This window comes from Streptomyces sp. NPDC057638 (assembly GCF_042800315.1).
Taxonomy (GTDB): Bacteria; Actinomycetota; Actinomycetes; order Streptomycetales; family Streptomycetaceae; genus Streptomyces.
In genome coordinates this window covers 1-15172 of record NZ_JBHVHF010000203.1, presented here as the reverse complement: position 1 = coordinate 15172, position 15172 = coordinate 1, and the positions used below count along the sequence as shown (strand labels likewise).

Here is a 15172-nt window from a genome sequence, read left to right as displayed (position 1 = left end):
GCTCGTCCTCCACCCGCTTGGCGATCACCGCGTCCCGGGGGAGTGCGTCCCGCCGCTACGGCAGGTGCGTCTTGGCGTCCTCGTAGGTCGCGTCGCCGGGTGCGCCGGCCGGACCGTAGGCCAGGTGCAGCACACCGCTGCCGAACGCCTGGGAGGAGAGCAGCTTCAGCGGGATGGTGGTGTCCCCCTCGTCGAACAGCCGCATCCCCTTGCGTACGGCGATCGGATGCACCAGCAGGTGCAACTCGTCCACCAGGCCCGCGGCCAGCAGCTGGCGGACGACCGAGACGGAGCCGCTGACGCTGATGTCCCGGCCCGGCTCGTTCTTGAGCGTGGTGACGAAGGGGACGAGTTCGCCGGTGAGCTGCTCCGAGTTGCGCCAGTGGAAGTCCAGCTTCCGGCGCGACAGGACGATCTTGCGCGCGTCACCCAGCTGCTGGGCGAAGACGGCGTCCTCGCCACCGGCGGCTTCCCGGTCCGGCCACGCCCCGGCGAAGCTGTCATAGGTCCTGCGGCCGATCAGCAGGGTGTCGCTCCGGCTGATGAGTGCACCGACGGCGGCGCCCATGTCGTCGTCGAAGTAGGGGAAGTGCCACTGGTCGGGCGCCTCCACGACTCCGTCGAGGGACATGAACAGGCTGGCGATGATCTTCCTCATGGTCGTGGCTCTCCGCACTATCCGTGGGCAGGTCTGAGGGGATGCGGGACAAGCGTCCCACCCCCTCATCTCAGACCGGGGGAGCGCGTCGAACTCATCGGTGCGGGGCCGGCCTCCTGGCCCCGGTTCTAGCGGACGCGCGCGTTCCCGGTGGGGCGCGTGCCCCGATGCCGGTGTCCGTGGTCCAGCGGTCGAGGCCGGGTCGTGGCTCCGTCCTGGGGCAGTCCCCAGCCGGGGCGGTCACGATGGCTCCGGATCTCCGCCACCCGCGCCCGTGGGTTCGGTGTAGCGGGCGGAGTCGAGGGCCCAGGCGAGATAGGCCGCGGGGAAGTTGAGAACGGCGCAGGCCACGCGGCTGACGTCACGGACGGCGCGGGGCGGCAGACCGAGGCCCGCGGCGGCGCCGGGGATCTCCCGGCCCAGCGCCGCCGCGTGGTCGAGGTGGTCGACGATATGACCGGTGACCCAGTGGACGGCGGCGGCCCCGGTGAGGCCGAGCCGGTGGCGGGCGACGAGAAGCGCGTTCATGGTGAGCTGATCCGCGGCCTCTTTGGAGCAGGACAGGATGTCGTTGCACAAGTTCGCCGCGTCGCTGACCCGGCACACCAGGTCCCGCCACAGCGTCATGGCGGCGAAGGAGGACGGCAGCTCGATACCCAGGACCGCCTCGGGCAGATCGTAGAGCCACAGGCCACTGGACCGGCGGCGCAGGAGCGGGTACTCCTCGGCGGTGGGGACGGTATGGGCACGGCGCAGGTGGTGCTCGCTCAGACAGCCGGTGCGCTGCTCGCGCAGATGACGGCGGAACCGCTCCTGCCAGTGGTGGCTCATGCACCGGCCGGACTCCTGCCACAACAGGGCCAGAGCGGTCTCGATGACGCGTGCGGGCTCACCGGTCCGGTCGTGAGGGGCCCGTGCCGGGTGTTCTGTCCGGGTCAGCAGCCCGCCGAAGAGGGCGTCGATCTCCTCGGGCGCGGTGGCCGACTCGATGTGGTCATCGAGGCAGAACACCCAGATCAGCCAGCGCGCGTACAGCAGGGCGTGTGCGTCGCGTTCCTCGGCCATGACGACGGACGCGAGACGGTCGAGGCCGTGGGCGCGCAGCCGCGAGGCGGCCGGACCGGTGGCGAGGCCGTTCTCCGCGGCCCAGTGCCGGGCCCGCTGCTCAAGCTGGGCGGCGTGGCGGTGGCGGCGGTACGGGAGGTGCAGTCGGCGAGTGGCGTCCGGTAGTGCCTCCGGTGACCAGGGGGCGGTGGGCCGGGGCGCCGGAGGCTCCGGTGGCGGGCCGGTCACCGTTCCGGCGGGGCGAGGGGGAACCGGAAGGTCGCCCCGTACAGCCAGTTGCCCGGGGCGTCGGGGTCGTCGCTGGTGTAGTAGCCGCGCACCGCCGCCAGGTACTCGCTGACCTCCAGGGTGCCGTTCGCGTCGGTGTCCAGACGGTCGAACGCGATATGGCTCTGGTTCTCCGCGACGCCCAGGACGGCTTCCATCGCCTGGAACTCCGACCGGTCGATCGTGCCGTCCCCGTCCGTGTCGGCGATGACCGCCAGGGCCTCGGCGGCGGGTTGGAAGATCTGGTCGAACAGGTCGCCGTCGACGAACGCGGCCAGCATTCCGGTCCGGTACTCGGCCGGGGTGATCCGGCCGTCGCGGTCGGTGTCGCAGTGCGCGGCCAGGGTGTCCCAGAACCGGTCGAAGGCACCCATGAGGGCCTGCCCCTTCGGGGTGGACGACGGTTCGGAGAACGTCAGCAGCACCTGTGACGCCAGTCCGAGCAGATCCTGCCGCTCGATCAGCCCATTACGGTCGATGTCGATATGAAGATAGGACCAATCGATCTTGTTGGTCAGCAGACGGTCCATGCGCGCTGCTCCGATCTCCGTAGCGGTGGAGAGCCGATGGAACGAGCGGGAACGTGCGGACCAGGGGAACCCATCGACGTCCGAGTGGCTGTTCCTCCGTGTCATCGGCGGTCTGTCCGGAGAGTACTTTTCCGCCATGTCCGTACGGATTCAAGAACGAAGGCATGCTCGAAGCTGGGGGAGGGGAGCACCTCGGGAGTCTCACGGCGCACCGCGCTTGAGGCCGACGACCGGAGCCGCCCCCCCCGTCACCGCGCGGCGAAGGACGGCGGCCGGGCGGAGCCGCATCGGCGTGCCGCCGATGGGGGATCACCCGGCCCCCGCCTCGGCGGCCGACGCGTACGCCGTACGGACGGTACCGCCGGCCCCACCGACGCAGGCCGGGGCGGGGCCGGGGGTATGAACCCGCTCAGCGCCTGGTCAGCCGGAAGGTGCTGAGTACGGCCTTGTGGTCGGTCGGCCAGGTCCAGGTGGGCTCCCAGAACCGGTCCCGGCCCGACTCCTCCACCCGCTTGTTGCGCACGATGGTGCTGGACGGCCCGACGATGACGCTGTCGAGGAGCCGGATCCGCTGGTCCGGGTGGTAGAAGACGAAGTCGATCCGGTCCCGCTCATCGGCCTTCGGCGCCCAGGTCAGCTGGCTGACGTCGGCACCCGGGTTGTCGCTCGGCCAGGTGAAGCCCGGCTTGCGGACGGGGTCCGGGTGGATCACACGGTAGCTGTCGCGGAAACCGGCGTCCTCGATGGCCTTCGTCGTCGACCAGCTGATGACGGCGCCGTTGTGGTCGAACAGGTTCCGGGTCCGGTGGTTCCAGTCCCGGTGAGAGGGTTCGTTGAAGTCACCGGCCAGCAGCGTCAGCCTGCCCTTGGCCCGCTCCCGCGCGGCGTCCGCGAGTACCGTCTTCGTCACCTTGGTGCGTCCCGAGGCCGCGTTGAGCCGCGTGATCAGGCCGACATCGGTGAGGGGACCGGTCGGGATCTCGCCCCAGCCGTACTCGGAGGTCTCCAGCGGCGACGGCGTGCCGCCGCCGTAGCCACGCGGCAGGTAGGTGACGTAGTAGCGGTACTCCAAGTGCCCGGAGTAGGCCGCGATCTCGGTCCCGTCGACCGAGACGACCGCCTTCGACCAGTACGGGAACGACGCGTGTTCGATGATCGGAAAGCGTGAGATCACCGCGGGGTCGACCGGGTTCTCGTTGTCGAAGTAGGTCAGCCCACGCTCGGCGAGATCGGCCAGGAGATGGGCCACCCGCTCCGGGTTCGACTCGCTGAGCATCACCACGTCCGGCTCCACCGCGGCGATGGTGTCGGCGATACCTGCTCGGCCGCCCGGCACCCGGCTGCCGCCGAGCCAGATGTTGAACTGCATGACCTTGAGTGTGCGGTGCGAGGGCCTGCGATGCCCCCGCTCATCCCGCGGGGCGGCCTCAGCCGTGCCCATCGCCAGCACTCCCGCTCCGACACCCGCCCCGACCATTCCGAGCAGCTCGCGACGCCTGACCATCAATGACCTCCGGTGATCGCCCGTATCCATGGCCCGGTCACGGCTGGAACCACCGGGCCGGGACACAGTGTCGAGGCCGCTTGTGTCTCGGACATGAACCCGGGCGCAACGCCAGAAGTTGAATGGTCAATAGCGTCGCTCATGGTGTTCCCACGGTGATGGTCAACCGTTTCGCCGCCGGTGCCGGTGTCTCTGGAGTGGCCGAGGCGGGGGGAGTTCTGAGCGGCGGCGCGACGGCAGCCGTACGGTGCGAAAGCCTCAGGCGGCGGCCTCGTGGGCCATCCGCGGGGCATGACGCCCTGTTCTCCGGATTCGAGCGGTGTTCCGCATGTGATCACCAGGCAAGGGGGATCCACCTGACGCGGACAAGGGGAACACGGTCCTCGACCGACGGTGCCGAGGAGCCGCGGAGGTTCTCCGTCATGGTTCGTTCGACAGCGGCCGTGGCGGTGCCGGCCGGGGCCGGGGCTCCGCTCGCCGAGGAACGGCCTTTGGGTCGGACCGGTTGCCAGGGAGGGGCTTGTCGCACCTTGACCGGTGCTGCGGTCATCCCTAGGGTCACCGGCAGCACGGCAAGTTCAGAAGGGTACGTGAAGTTCACATACGAGAACGGAATGTCCCATGCCGATCCCCAGAACGCATCTCCGTTGGGCAGGTGTCCTGATCGCGGCCCTCCTCGTCCCGACCGGACTCCAGCGCGCCGCCGCCGACCCCGGCGAGAGCCGCTCCTCCGTTCCCCCGGCCGCCGCCCCCGCTGCCTTCACCCACCCCGGCGTCGTCGTCTCCACGTCCCAGCTCGACTTCGCCCGGACACGGGTGGCGGCAGGCGCCGAGCCGTGGAAGAGCGCCTTCGACCAGATGATGGGGAGCGCGTACGCCTCCCTGAGCCGTCCGGCCAAGGCGCGCGCGGTGGTCGAGTGCGGTCCGAGCTCCAACCCCAACAACGGCTGTACCGACGAGCGCCAGGACGCCCTCGCCGCGTACACCACGGCTCTCGCCTGGTACGTCACACGCGATGAGCGGTACGCGAGGAAGTCGATCGAGATCATGGACGCCTGGTCGGCCGTGATCAAGGATCACACCCACAGCAACGCGCCCCTTCAGGCGGGCTGGGCGGGCTCCTCCTGGCCCAAGGCCGCCGAGATCATCAGGTACACGTACAGCGGTGCCTGGCCGCAGGCCGGACGCTTCGCGACGATGCTGCGCACCGTCTATCTGCCGGAGGTCATCCGCGGCTCTCACGCCAACGGCAACTGGGAGATGACGATGATGGAGGCCGCCGTCGGGATCTCCGTCCACCTGGAGGACAGGGCCTCGTACGACAGGGCCATGGCCACCTTCCGTACGCGCGCCGCCGCGTATGTCTACCTGCCCTCCGACGGCCCCCTGCCCAGGACCGTTCCCGGCCAGAACCTCGACACCCCCGAGAAGATCATCAAGTACTGGCACGGACAGGACCGCTTCGTCGCCGGGGTCGCCCAGGAGACGTGCCGCGACTTCGGGCACACAGGCTGGGGCCTCTCCGCGATGTCGCATATCGCGGAGACCAGCCGGATCCAGGGCGACGACCTGTACCGCGGCGATGTCGGCGAGCGACTGCGGCACGGGCTCGGCTTCCACGCGAGGTACCAGCTCGGCGAGGCGCCGCCGAGCTGGCTGTGCGGCGGTGCCATCACGCGCGGGCTGGGCGCGGTCACGGAGATCGGTTACACGGCGATGCACCTCCGTCTGGGCTTCGAGATGCCCAACACCCGGCGCCTGAACGAGCGGAACCGGCCGGCCGGTGCCAACAACTACTTCACCGGCTGGGAGACGCTGACACACGGGGACAACGTGAGCTGACACCCCGGGGCCGCGCCCCGGATCCCCGTATCCGCCCTGGATCTCCGCCGCGTTAAGGGGGGCCGCGCCCGTCGCCCGGGAACGCGGCGGACGGCGCATCAAGGACAGCCCGCCGCCACCCACCCCATCAGATCGTCCGTCACCCGCTCCCCGTACTCCGCGACATCCCCGCCCACCGCGCCCAGCCCCAGCCGGTACACCGATGACCGGTCCCGGCCGTGGTGGCGCATGAAGAACCCGCTGCCCCCGCTGTCATCGCCGACCAGGGTCCAGCCCGGTGCGTACCGGCCGATCTCGAAGGTTTCGTTCCGCTCGCGCAGGGTGTGCGGGCCGTGGATCAGCACACCGTTCGGCAGCGACACTCCGGGCGTCGAACGCCACAGCCGCGCGACCGAGGGGTTCGGCCCGTCCCGGAGCCCCAGCGCACGTGCCGTCCACACCGCGAGGAACCCCGCGAAGGACTCCGCCACCCGCTCCTCCTCGCCGTTGAGGGGATCCAGTCGCACCACCGGGTGTTCCTGCCCGGCGCCGCCCGGCACGAAGGCGTACCGCTCGCCGCCGTCCTGATCGGCGAAGAACGTCAGCCGCCCCTCCGACAGCCACAGCCCGCCGAGGTCCGCGCACTCGCCGTCGGCCGTGAGGTCATCCCACCGGTCCGCCCGGACCGTCCCGATCTCCACGCCGCCCAGGGTGCCCTCGCCGTACTCCCGCAGCCACCATCGGTACGACGGCGCCAGCGCCCCCACCTCCGCCTCCACCCGGACGATCACCGCCTCCGGCTTTCCCCGGCCGGGGGCGGCGCCGATCAGGGGCGAGCCGTCGATGAGTTCGCGCAGGAGTACGAGATCAGAGTGCATCCCCCGAGTCTGCCGCACCGGCGTCGGCCACTGCCGTGGCGGAAGGGGGGTGACTCGCCCCGTGCCTCCCCGGCGCGGCGGCACGTCCAGCGCCGAGAGGCAAGGCGGTATTCTGGGAAAACACCCGGAAGTCAGTCGGGGCTGAGATCGCTCCTGAGTGCGACGGTTCCGGGCCGCATGGTCTTTGCGAATGGTGACTCACGTCCTCAGCCGGGGCTTTGGCGGATGACACGCCGCGGCGGTTGTTCCTCCAGGTCAGCGCTCCATTCCTCACGGTCGCAGCCCTCCGCGCGGCCCGGGGCCCGTCCTCCGCCAGCGGTTGCGTGTATGTTGAATCTAGTATCTATCGCGCCAACTTTTGGCCGCAGAACCTCTATCAGCGCCAACTGGCCGCGGGTCGCCTGCCGCGGTAACTCCTATTGCACGGTAATAGGCTTGACCGACCGCGAAGTCTCCCCTGTAGCGTTAACGCGAAGTCTCGCTTTCGAGAGTCGTATCTGGCGAAGAAGGGAAGCTCGCGGTGAAGTGTCCTCGGACTGCTGTCGCTGTATCGGCATGCACTCTCGCGTCAACCGGATTCAACGCGGCTTCCGCGAGCGCCGCCCTGACGATCAGTCATGGATGCATCTACCTGAATGCCCAAAAGGTATGATGGAACTCTACGCTCGATGTATACGGCTCAATGCGCTGGTGAATTCGAATGTGATCGGATATACCAGGGCTGGAGGCATCCCGGGGTGCTGGCCCGGGAGCGTTCTTCGCCGCTGAACCAGGCGGCCAGGGCATCGACCGGACGACTAGGGCCGCCCGCCGACGTGCGGCGCGTCAGTCGCGCTGTCGGCAAGTGTTTCGATATCCCTCGGTGCGGGTTCGTTCTGTCGAACCCGAGGGCTCGGCGATGAACCGCGATATGTCAACGGACAGCGAGGGTGCTGGGGGCATCGGGAGGTAGAAGCCCGCCGGGTGACCTGCCGGATGAATAGGGAACGGTTGCACCCCGGCGGCGCTGCTGGGGGGAATCGGCGCGCCCGCATGGCATGGGTTTTTCATTTTAAGTTATCTTGACCTCTTCAGTGGCTGCTCAACTATTCGCGGTACTGACATCCTTTGCAGCGCATATGTCATGAGTCATGTGATCCGACTGGAGCCGCCGGGAGTTCAGCCTTGATGAGTGAGGCTGGTGGCGGTCATCTTCTGCGAGATCACCCGAATGCTAGAGTCAAGTTTACGCGGTTACAAACTTAACCGTGTAACGTAAGGTCCAGAGTAAACGGATCTGGGGGTAGGGATGCTGGATCTCGGTGCATGGCGACTTCTTCACGAAGGGAGTCGTGGTGATGTGTGTCTGGCTGTTGATTACGACGTCACCGGGCGAGTAGAGGGTCGATTCACCGACCTTGTGGGGCAGTTGACCTCTCTGTCATCGACGCCTCTTCCTTCGATATTTGAGAGCGTTCAGCCCCCGTTGGGCGACGAGCGGGCGCTGTCGGGTTCCGGCTATGTGAATCGATGGGTCGAGGGCCTGCGGAAGGCCGATGTCACGGTGACCAGCGTGCTCGGGTTCTGCGCGGGAGGTACCTTCGCCGCCGGAATTGCCGATGAACTGGAGCGGCTCAAGGGCGAGCGGCCGAAGCTCATTCTCTTCGACCCTGAGACGCCGGACGCGCTCACCCTGTACTACCACTTCCATAAGGTGGTCGGCGGACTGGCCGCCGGGCTTCCGGCCGAGCGGGTCGCCGAAGTCCAGGAACAAGGCCGTTTGGTGACCGAGAGCGGTAAACAGCTGGCTGACAAGGCGGCGGAACTCACGGAGATGTTCCGCGAGCTGGTGCCGGTCGCCTTCGACGCGGCGGGGCTGGACGAGACCTTCGCGGAGGAACTCGCTCTCACCTACGCCTCCTTCCTCAACTACTTGATGGGAGCGGGCGAGGTGGACCACCGCCCCGGCTGGCGCCAGTCGACCGTCCTCGCTTCCCGGACTCCCCATAGCGGCCTGAATCCGATTCCGTCCGCCGAGCGCTCCGGGATGATCGCCGAAGAGATCGGTCTCGATATCGAGCATGTCGATCTCCTGCGCTCCGCGGACGCGGCGGGCATTCTCCGTGATCTGCTGAAGTGATCCATAGCCGTCCGTCCAGTCGAAAATCTGAGGAAACTGGATCCGTCATGGCGAGCTCTTCGAGCAATTCGACAACCGTGGCCAGCCGCAAGGAAGAAGCACTCTGGCTGCTGGAGAGACTGGTGCCGGGAACCGGCGTCAACAATCTCTCCCTGGCGTTTCGCGTGGACAGCCCTCTCTCGACAACCTTGCTCAGCCGGTCACTCACGCTCCTGGCCAGCCGCCACGCTGTCCTGCGGACCGTGTTCCACGCCGAGGAGACGGGTCTGCTCAAGGAGGTGCTGAGTGAGGGTCGGTTTCCGGTGGAGGTATCCCGTACCTCCGTGACCGGAAGCATCGACTCCGCGCTCACCGCCTTCGTAGCCCAGCCCTTTACGCTCGACGGCCAACCGCTGTTGCGCGCCGGCTACTTCACGCACGAGTTAGGAGACTACTTCTGTCTCGCCGTGCACCATCTGGTCTTCGACACCACGTCGGCGGTCATCCTCTGCGATGAACTGATCGCGGTGTACACGGCCCTCGCCGCGGAGGCGGAGGCGGAGTCGCCGATGGCGCTGCGGCACCGTGGCCCGGTGGCCGACGAGGCCATCGCCTCGGCGGAGAGCCTCGCCTTCTGGCGTTCGGAACTCAGCGGTGCTCAGCCGCAGGACCTGGAACTCAACTGCTCCAAGCCGGACCGGGGAGAACCGCCGAACCTCGATGGAGACCAGGTCACGGTCGACCTGTCGGCGGAGGCCGTCGCGACGGTCCGACGCCTGGCGAAGGAACTGCGCGCGCCGGAGGCGGTGGTCCTTCTCGCCGCCTACTCGGCTCTGCTCGCCGGGCATGGAGCCGGGCCCGACACGGTGATCGGCTCACCCATCGACATACGACGCCAGCCCTCGCTCGGCGCGATCGGCTACCACGTCAACGTCCTGCCCCTGCGCATCCCGTACCAGCCGGAGCAGGGCTTCACGGAACTGGTGCGCCGCACCCGGGACATCTTCTTCGGCGCCCTCACCCACAGCGACGTGCCCGTCGATCACCTGCTGTCGGAGATCCCACGGAGTAACTCGTCGTGGCGCCACACCCTCTTCCGGCATGTGTTCAACTACGTCCCGCAGAACGGTCCCACCGAGCTCACCATCGCGGGGATCCGCGCCGAACCCGTCACCGTCGAGAACGGCAGCAGCAAGTTCGACCTGGAGTTCTTCCTCCTGCCGTCCGACGACGGCATCACGCTACGGGTCGTCTACGGCACGCAAACCCTGGCACGGAACGACGCCCGTGCCCTGGCCGCACGGTACGACGCCCTCCTGACCACTCTTGGCGAGAACCCCCAGCGGCCCCTGGGAGACATCTCCCAGTGCGCGCCCGGGGACCGGTCGGTGATCGATCGGGCCAACGACACGATGGTCCCCGAGGGCCCCACGGTGCTGGAGCAGATCCTCGCCCGCGCCGCTCACTCGCCCCACCGTGTCGCCGTCGAGGACGGCGAGCGGCAGGTCAGCTATGGACAGCTGGTGCTGACGGCCCGGCTCACCGAGCGTCTCCTGCGTGCCCACGGTGTCAGCCCGCGGGACCGGGTGGCCGTGTACGCGCGACGCGGCCCCGAACTGGCGGCGGCCGTCCTGGGGATCTGGCTGACAGGTGCGGCATATGTGCCGCTGGACCCCGACCACCCACGTCAGCGAGTGGAGTACCAGCTCACCGACTCCGGGGTTCCCGTGGTGCTCGCCGCCCCGGAATCACCGGCACCGGCCGCCCCCGGCCGCGTGGTCGTCCCCCTGGTCCCCGTCGTGCCGGACGCACCCGGGACACCCGACGTACCCGACACCGCACCCGGGGCCGTTCCAGACCCGCGGGCGGCCGCCTACCTGATCTATACGTCGGGTTCCACCGGGCGGCCGAAGGGCACGGTCATCAGCCACGGAGCGCTCGCCAACCTGATCGCGCACTTCACGGTCGAACTGGATGTCACGCCCGATGACGCGGCGCTCTGGATGACCACCTTCAGCTTCGACATCTCGGCGCTGGAGCTGTTCCTGCCCCTCACCTCCGGCGGACGACTGGTCATCGCGACCGACGAGAGCCGACTTGACGGCACGGCCCTCGCGGAGCTGCTCAAGCGGCACGACGTGGGCATCGTGCAGGCCACCCCGACCACCTGGAGGATCGTCGCCGACGAGGCGTCCGGGGCGCTCGCGGGCCGGCGGGTGCTCTGCGGCGGTGAGCCCATGCCCGTCCAGCTGGCGCACCGGCTCCTCGAAACCGGCTGTGAACTGCGCAACGTCTACGGGCCGACGGAGACCACCATCTGGTCGACGTCGACGCTGGTATCGGCCGGGCAGCTGCGGGACGAGGACACGACCGTCGCGGTGGGCGCGCCCCTGCGTAATACGCGGGTGTTCGTGGCCTCTCCCGAGGGCCCCGAACTCCCCATCGGCGTCAGCGGAGAGCTGTGTATCGCCGGGTCCGGTGTCGCCATCGGCTACCACAACCTGCCCCGGCTGACGGGGGAACGGTTCGGCGAGCACCCGGCGTACGGGCGGTTCTACCGCACGGGAGATCTCGCTCGCTGGCGTGCGGACGGCACACTCGAAGTCCTGGGCCGCCACGACCGCCAGATCAAGCTGCGCGGCAACCGTATCGAGCTCGGCGAGGTCGAGTCCGTCCTGCTCGCTCATCCGGACGTCGCGGCCGTCGCCGTCGTCGTCGCCGGTGATACGAGTGCGGACGGGGTGCTCGTCGGCTTTGTCGAAGCCACCCCGGACACCACTCCCCACGACCTCCGCGACCGACTCTGGGAGTACGCGCGTACGGAACTGGTCGGCTCCTCGGTACCGCACCACTTCGAGGTGGTGCCCGCACTGCCCACGACCGCCAACGACAAGGTGGACTATCCCGCCCTCGTCCGGCAGGCGCACGAGTGGCTCGACCGGAGCCGGGACGCCGAAGGCGATGACGCTCCCGCGTCCGTCGACAGCGGGGACCCGCTGGTCCGGGAGATCGGGGAACTCTTCCGCGATCTGCTCCGCGTCCACCGGGTCGACGCGTCCACCAACTTCTTCACCAACGGCGGCCACTCACTCCTCGGCGCCCAGCTCGCCCAGCGGATCGGTATATCCACGGGCGTGCGGCTACGGCTGGCCGAGGTCTTCTCGCACCCCAGCCCCGCAGACCTCGCCCAGCTGGTCCGCTCCCGCCAGGAGGGCTGACCCAGCGACAGCCGCAGGGCCGGGATCTGCTCGCGGCCCGGCCCCGCGCTGCCCGAACGGCACCCGACCCCACCTCATGAGAGAGCATGTCATGGCGCATACTTCCGCACTGAACGAGGTCATCGAACTCGATGACCACTTTATGCAGGATCCGCACTCCGTCTACGCCGGGCTCAACGCCAAGGGTCCCCTGCATCAGGTGAAGATCCCGCCGGGCGTGCCGGTCTGCGGCGGTCTGACGGTCTGGCTGATCACCGGCTACGAGGAGGTGCGGTCGGCTCTCTCGGACACCCGGCTCAGCACGGACTTGCGCCGTACCGAGGAGCTGTTCGCCCGGAACCAGCCCGACAGCACCAAGCGCGGTGGGTTCTCCTCCACCATCGCCAACCACATGCTCCACAACGACCCGCCCAACCACACCCGACTGCGCAAGCTGGTGAACAAGGCCTTCACCAGCCGCGCCGTGGAGCGCCTCGCCCCGCAGATCAAGACCGTCTCTCACGAGCTCCTCGACACACTGCCCGAGGACGAGACCGTCGACCTGCTCGACCTCTTCGCCTTCCCGCTCACCTTCCGCATCATCTGCGCGCTCCTGGGGGTGCCGGAGGAGGACCAGGAAGACTTCAAGGAGTGGTCCAAGCAGCTGATCTCGGGTGGATCGCCCGAGGTGGCGGCGGCAGCGTCCGCCACCATGCACGACTACCTCACACGGCTCGTCGCGCACAAGCGGAGCGAGCCCGCCGACGACGTGCTCTCCGCACTCGTCGAGGCGCGGGACGCCGACGACAGGCTGGAGGAGAACGAGCTCATCTCCATGGCCTTCCTGCTGATCATAGGAGCACACGAGACCACCGCCAACACGGTCTCCAACGGCACCCTGCACCTGATGACCAACCTCGACCAGTGGAACGCCCTGCTGGCCGACCGCGGTCTGCTGCCCGGCGCCATCGACGAGTTCCTGCGGCTGGAGAGCCCGCTGAAGCACGCGACGTTCCGCTGTGTCACCGAGCCGGTGACGATCGGCGATACGGAACTGCCCGTCGGCTCCTTCGTCCTGATCTCGCTCGCCGCGGCCAATCGCCATACCGACCGCTTCGAAGGTGACACCCAGACGCTCGACATCACCCGGTCCACCAAGGGCCATGTCGCCTTCGGCCACGGCATCCACTACTGCCTCGGCGCGCCACTGGCCCGCCTGGAGACCGAGATCGCCTTCACGGCGCTCCTCGACCGGTATCCCGGGATGCGCCTCGCCGCGGACCCCGCGGATCTGCGCTGGCGCACCAGCACGCTCATCCGGGGGCTCTACGAACTCCCGATCCTGCTCAAGCCCGCGTAACCACGCTCCTGACCTGCCGACGAATTCCCTGACCACGCACGAAGAGTGGGGTCCCGCACGCCATGGCTAACTTCTCCGTTGAGTCCGCCGAGTCCGCCGAGTTCGCCGAGTCCGGCCAGGCCATCGCCATCATCGGCGTCGCCTGTCGCCTGCCCAAGGCATCCGACCCGAGTTCCTTCTGGCAGATGCTGAGGAAGGGACGCAGTGCCATCGGCGATGTGCCGACGGACCGATGGGGACCCGGTGCTCAGGACGCGGATGGCGTGCTCCGCGACGTACCCCGGTTCGGGGGGTATCTCGACCGCGTCGACACCTTCGACGCCGCGTTCTTCGGGATCTCCCCCCGGGAAGCCCGCGTCATGGACCCGCAGCAGCGCATGATGCTCGAACTCGCCTGGGAGGCATTCGAGGACGCCGGCCTCCTGCCCGAGCGGACCGCCGACAACCGGGCCGGCGTCTTCATCGGTGCCATCTGGGACGACTATGCCACTCTGCTGACCCGGCAGGGTCTGTCGGCGGTAACCGAACACTCGGTGACCGGTCTCCACCGGGGCATCATCGCCAACCGCATCTCGTACACCCTTGGCCTCAAGGGTCCGAGCCTCACCGTGGACACGGCCCAGTCGTCGTCGCTGGTCGCCGTCCACCTGGCCTGCGAGAGCCTGCGCAAGGGCGAGTCCGACATCGCCATCGCGGGCGGCATCAACCTCAACATCGTGCCCGACAGCTCCCTGGGCGCGTCGAAGTTCGGCGGCCTCTCGCCCGATGGACGCTGCTTCACCTTCGACGCGCGGGCCAACGGCTATGTGCGGGGTGAGGGAGGCGGAGCCGTGCTGCTCAAGCCGCTCGCCCGAGCGCAGGCCGACGGCGACCCGGTGCTCTGCGTCATCCGTGGCAGCGCGATCAACAACGACGGCAGGACCGATGGCCTCACCGTGCCCGCCCCCGAGGCCCAGCGCCAGGTGCTGCGCATGGCCTACGACCGCGCCGGAGTGGACCCGGCCGACGTCCAGTACGTCGAGCTCCACGGCACCGGGACGAAGGTCGGCGACCCGATCGAGGCGGCCGCGCTCGGCTCCGTCCTCGGCGGCGCCGAGGGGCGCACGGCGCCTCTGGTCGTGGGATCGGCCAAGACGAATGTGGGCCATCTCGAAGGTGCCGCCGGTATCGTCGGCCTGCTGAAGGCCGCGCTGGCCGTCAAACACGGCGAACTGCCCGCCAGCCTCAACTTCGAGACCCCCAACCCCGCGATCCCTCTGGACCAGCTCAATCTCCATGTCCAGCAGGAGCTCAGCCCCTGGCCGCGGGTGGAGGGGCCCCGGCGGGCCGGTGTCTCCTCCTTCGGCATGGGCGGCACCAACTGCCATGTGGTGCTGGAGAGCGTGGACCCCGCACCTCGGTCGGCCGAGCGGACCACCACGACCACCCCATCGCGTGTGGTTCCCTGGCCGGTCTCCGGCAAGACCCGTAAGGCCCTGCGTGCCCAGGCCACCCGTCTGCTCGCCCATCTCGACGCGAGGCCGGAGCTCCACCCGGCCGATGTCGGACTGTCGCTGGCCTCGGACCGTACCGTCTTCGCCCACCGGGCCGTCGCGCTCGGCCTGGACCGTGAGGAGCTGGTACGCGGGATAGCCGCCGTGGCCCGGGGCGAGGACGCGGCCACCGCCGTCGAAGGACGCGGCGCGACTCCCGACAACGCCAGGGTGGCGTTCCTGTTTACGGGGCAGGGTGCGCAGCGGTTGGGGATGGGTCGGGAGTTGTATGGGGTGTTTCCGGTGTTCGCGGGGGCGTTTG

At 68.8% G+C, this 15172-nt stretch carries 10 protein-coding genes; 5 read left to right on the top strand and 5 right to left on the bottom strand.

Going from position 1 to position 15172, the window contains the following annotated elements; translation table 11 throughout:
- Window positions 1-55: 55 nt before the first annotated feature.
- The 4 genes from ACFVIM_RS24235 to ACFVIM_RS24220 form a co-directional block, all read right to left on the bottom strand.
- Window positions 56-658: a dihydrofolate reductase family protein gene (locus ACFVIM_RS24235; protein WP_384304938.1), complete on the bottom strand. Its 603-nt coding sequence runs from the start codon at window positions 656-658 to the stop codon at window positions 56-58.
- Between the two features lie 240 nt (window positions 659-898).
- On the bottom strand, window positions 899-1951 hold the full coding sequence (locus tag ACFVIM_RS24230; protein WP_384304936.1) for a terpene synthase family protein: 1053 nt from the start codon (window positions 1949-1951) through the stop codon (window positions 899-901).
- Window positions 1948-2520, bottom strand: coding sequence for an EF-hand domain-containing protein (locus tag ACFVIM_RS24225; protein WP_384304934.1), 573 nt, complete (start codon window positions 2518-2520; stop codon window positions 1948-1950). The genes ACFVIM_RS24230 and ACFVIM_RS24225 overlap by 4 nt, the downstream gene beginning before the upstream one ends.
- 409 nt (window positions 2521-2929) lie before the next feature.
- A complete protein-coding gene (locus ACFVIM_RS24220; RefSeq protein ID WP_384304931.1) occupies window positions 2930-3889 on the bottom strand; it encodes an endonuclease/exonuclease/phosphatase family protein in 960 nt (319 codons plus the stop codon).
- A gap of 756 nt (window positions 3890-4645) precedes the next feature.
- Between ACFVIM_RS24220 and ACFVIM_RS24215 the strand changes: the two genes are divergently transcribed.
- Window positions 4646-5866, top strand: coding sequence for an alginate lyase family protein (locus tag ACFVIM_RS24215; protein ID WP_384304929.1), 1221 nt, complete (start codon window positions 4646-4648; stop codon window positions 5864-5866).
- 98 nt (window positions 5867-5964) lie between these two features.
- Here the strand turns inward: ACFVIM_RS24215 and ACFVIM_RS24210 are convergent, their stop codons facing one another.
- Window positions 5965-6723, bottom strand: coding sequence for an SMI1/KNR4 family protein (locus ACFVIM_RS24210; RefSeq protein ID WP_384304926.1), 759 nt, complete (start codon window positions 6721-6723; stop codon window positions 5965-5967).
- Between the two features lie 1465 nt (window positions 6724-8188).
- Here ACFVIM_RS24210 and ACFVIM_RS24205 point away from each other — a divergent pair.
- From ACFVIM_RS24205 to ACFVIM_RS24190, 4 genes are all read left to right on the top strand, one after another.
- Window positions 8189-8842, top strand: a complete 654-nt coding sequence (locus ACFVIM_RS24205; RefSeq protein WP_384304924.1) for a hypothetical protein — start codon at window positions 8189-8191, stop codon at window positions 8840-8842.
- Between the two features lie 47 nt (window positions 8843-8889).
- A complete protein-coding gene (locus tag ACFVIM_RS24200; protein ID WP_384304921.1) occupies window positions 8890-12039 on the top strand; it encodes an amino acid adenylation domain-containing protein in 3150 nt (1049 codons plus the stop codon).
- Window positions 12040-12130: 91 nt separating this feature from the next.
- Window positions 12131-13378, top strand: coding sequence for a cytochrome P450 (locus ACFVIM_RS24195; RefSeq protein WP_384304919.1), 1248 nt, complete (start codon window positions 12131-12133; stop codon window positions 13376-13378).
- 62 nt (window positions 13379-13440) lie between these two features.
- Window positions 13441-15172: type I polyketide synthase (locus ACFVIM_RS24190; protein ID WP_384304916.1), on the top strand; the 1732-nt coding region annotated here is incomplete at its 3' end.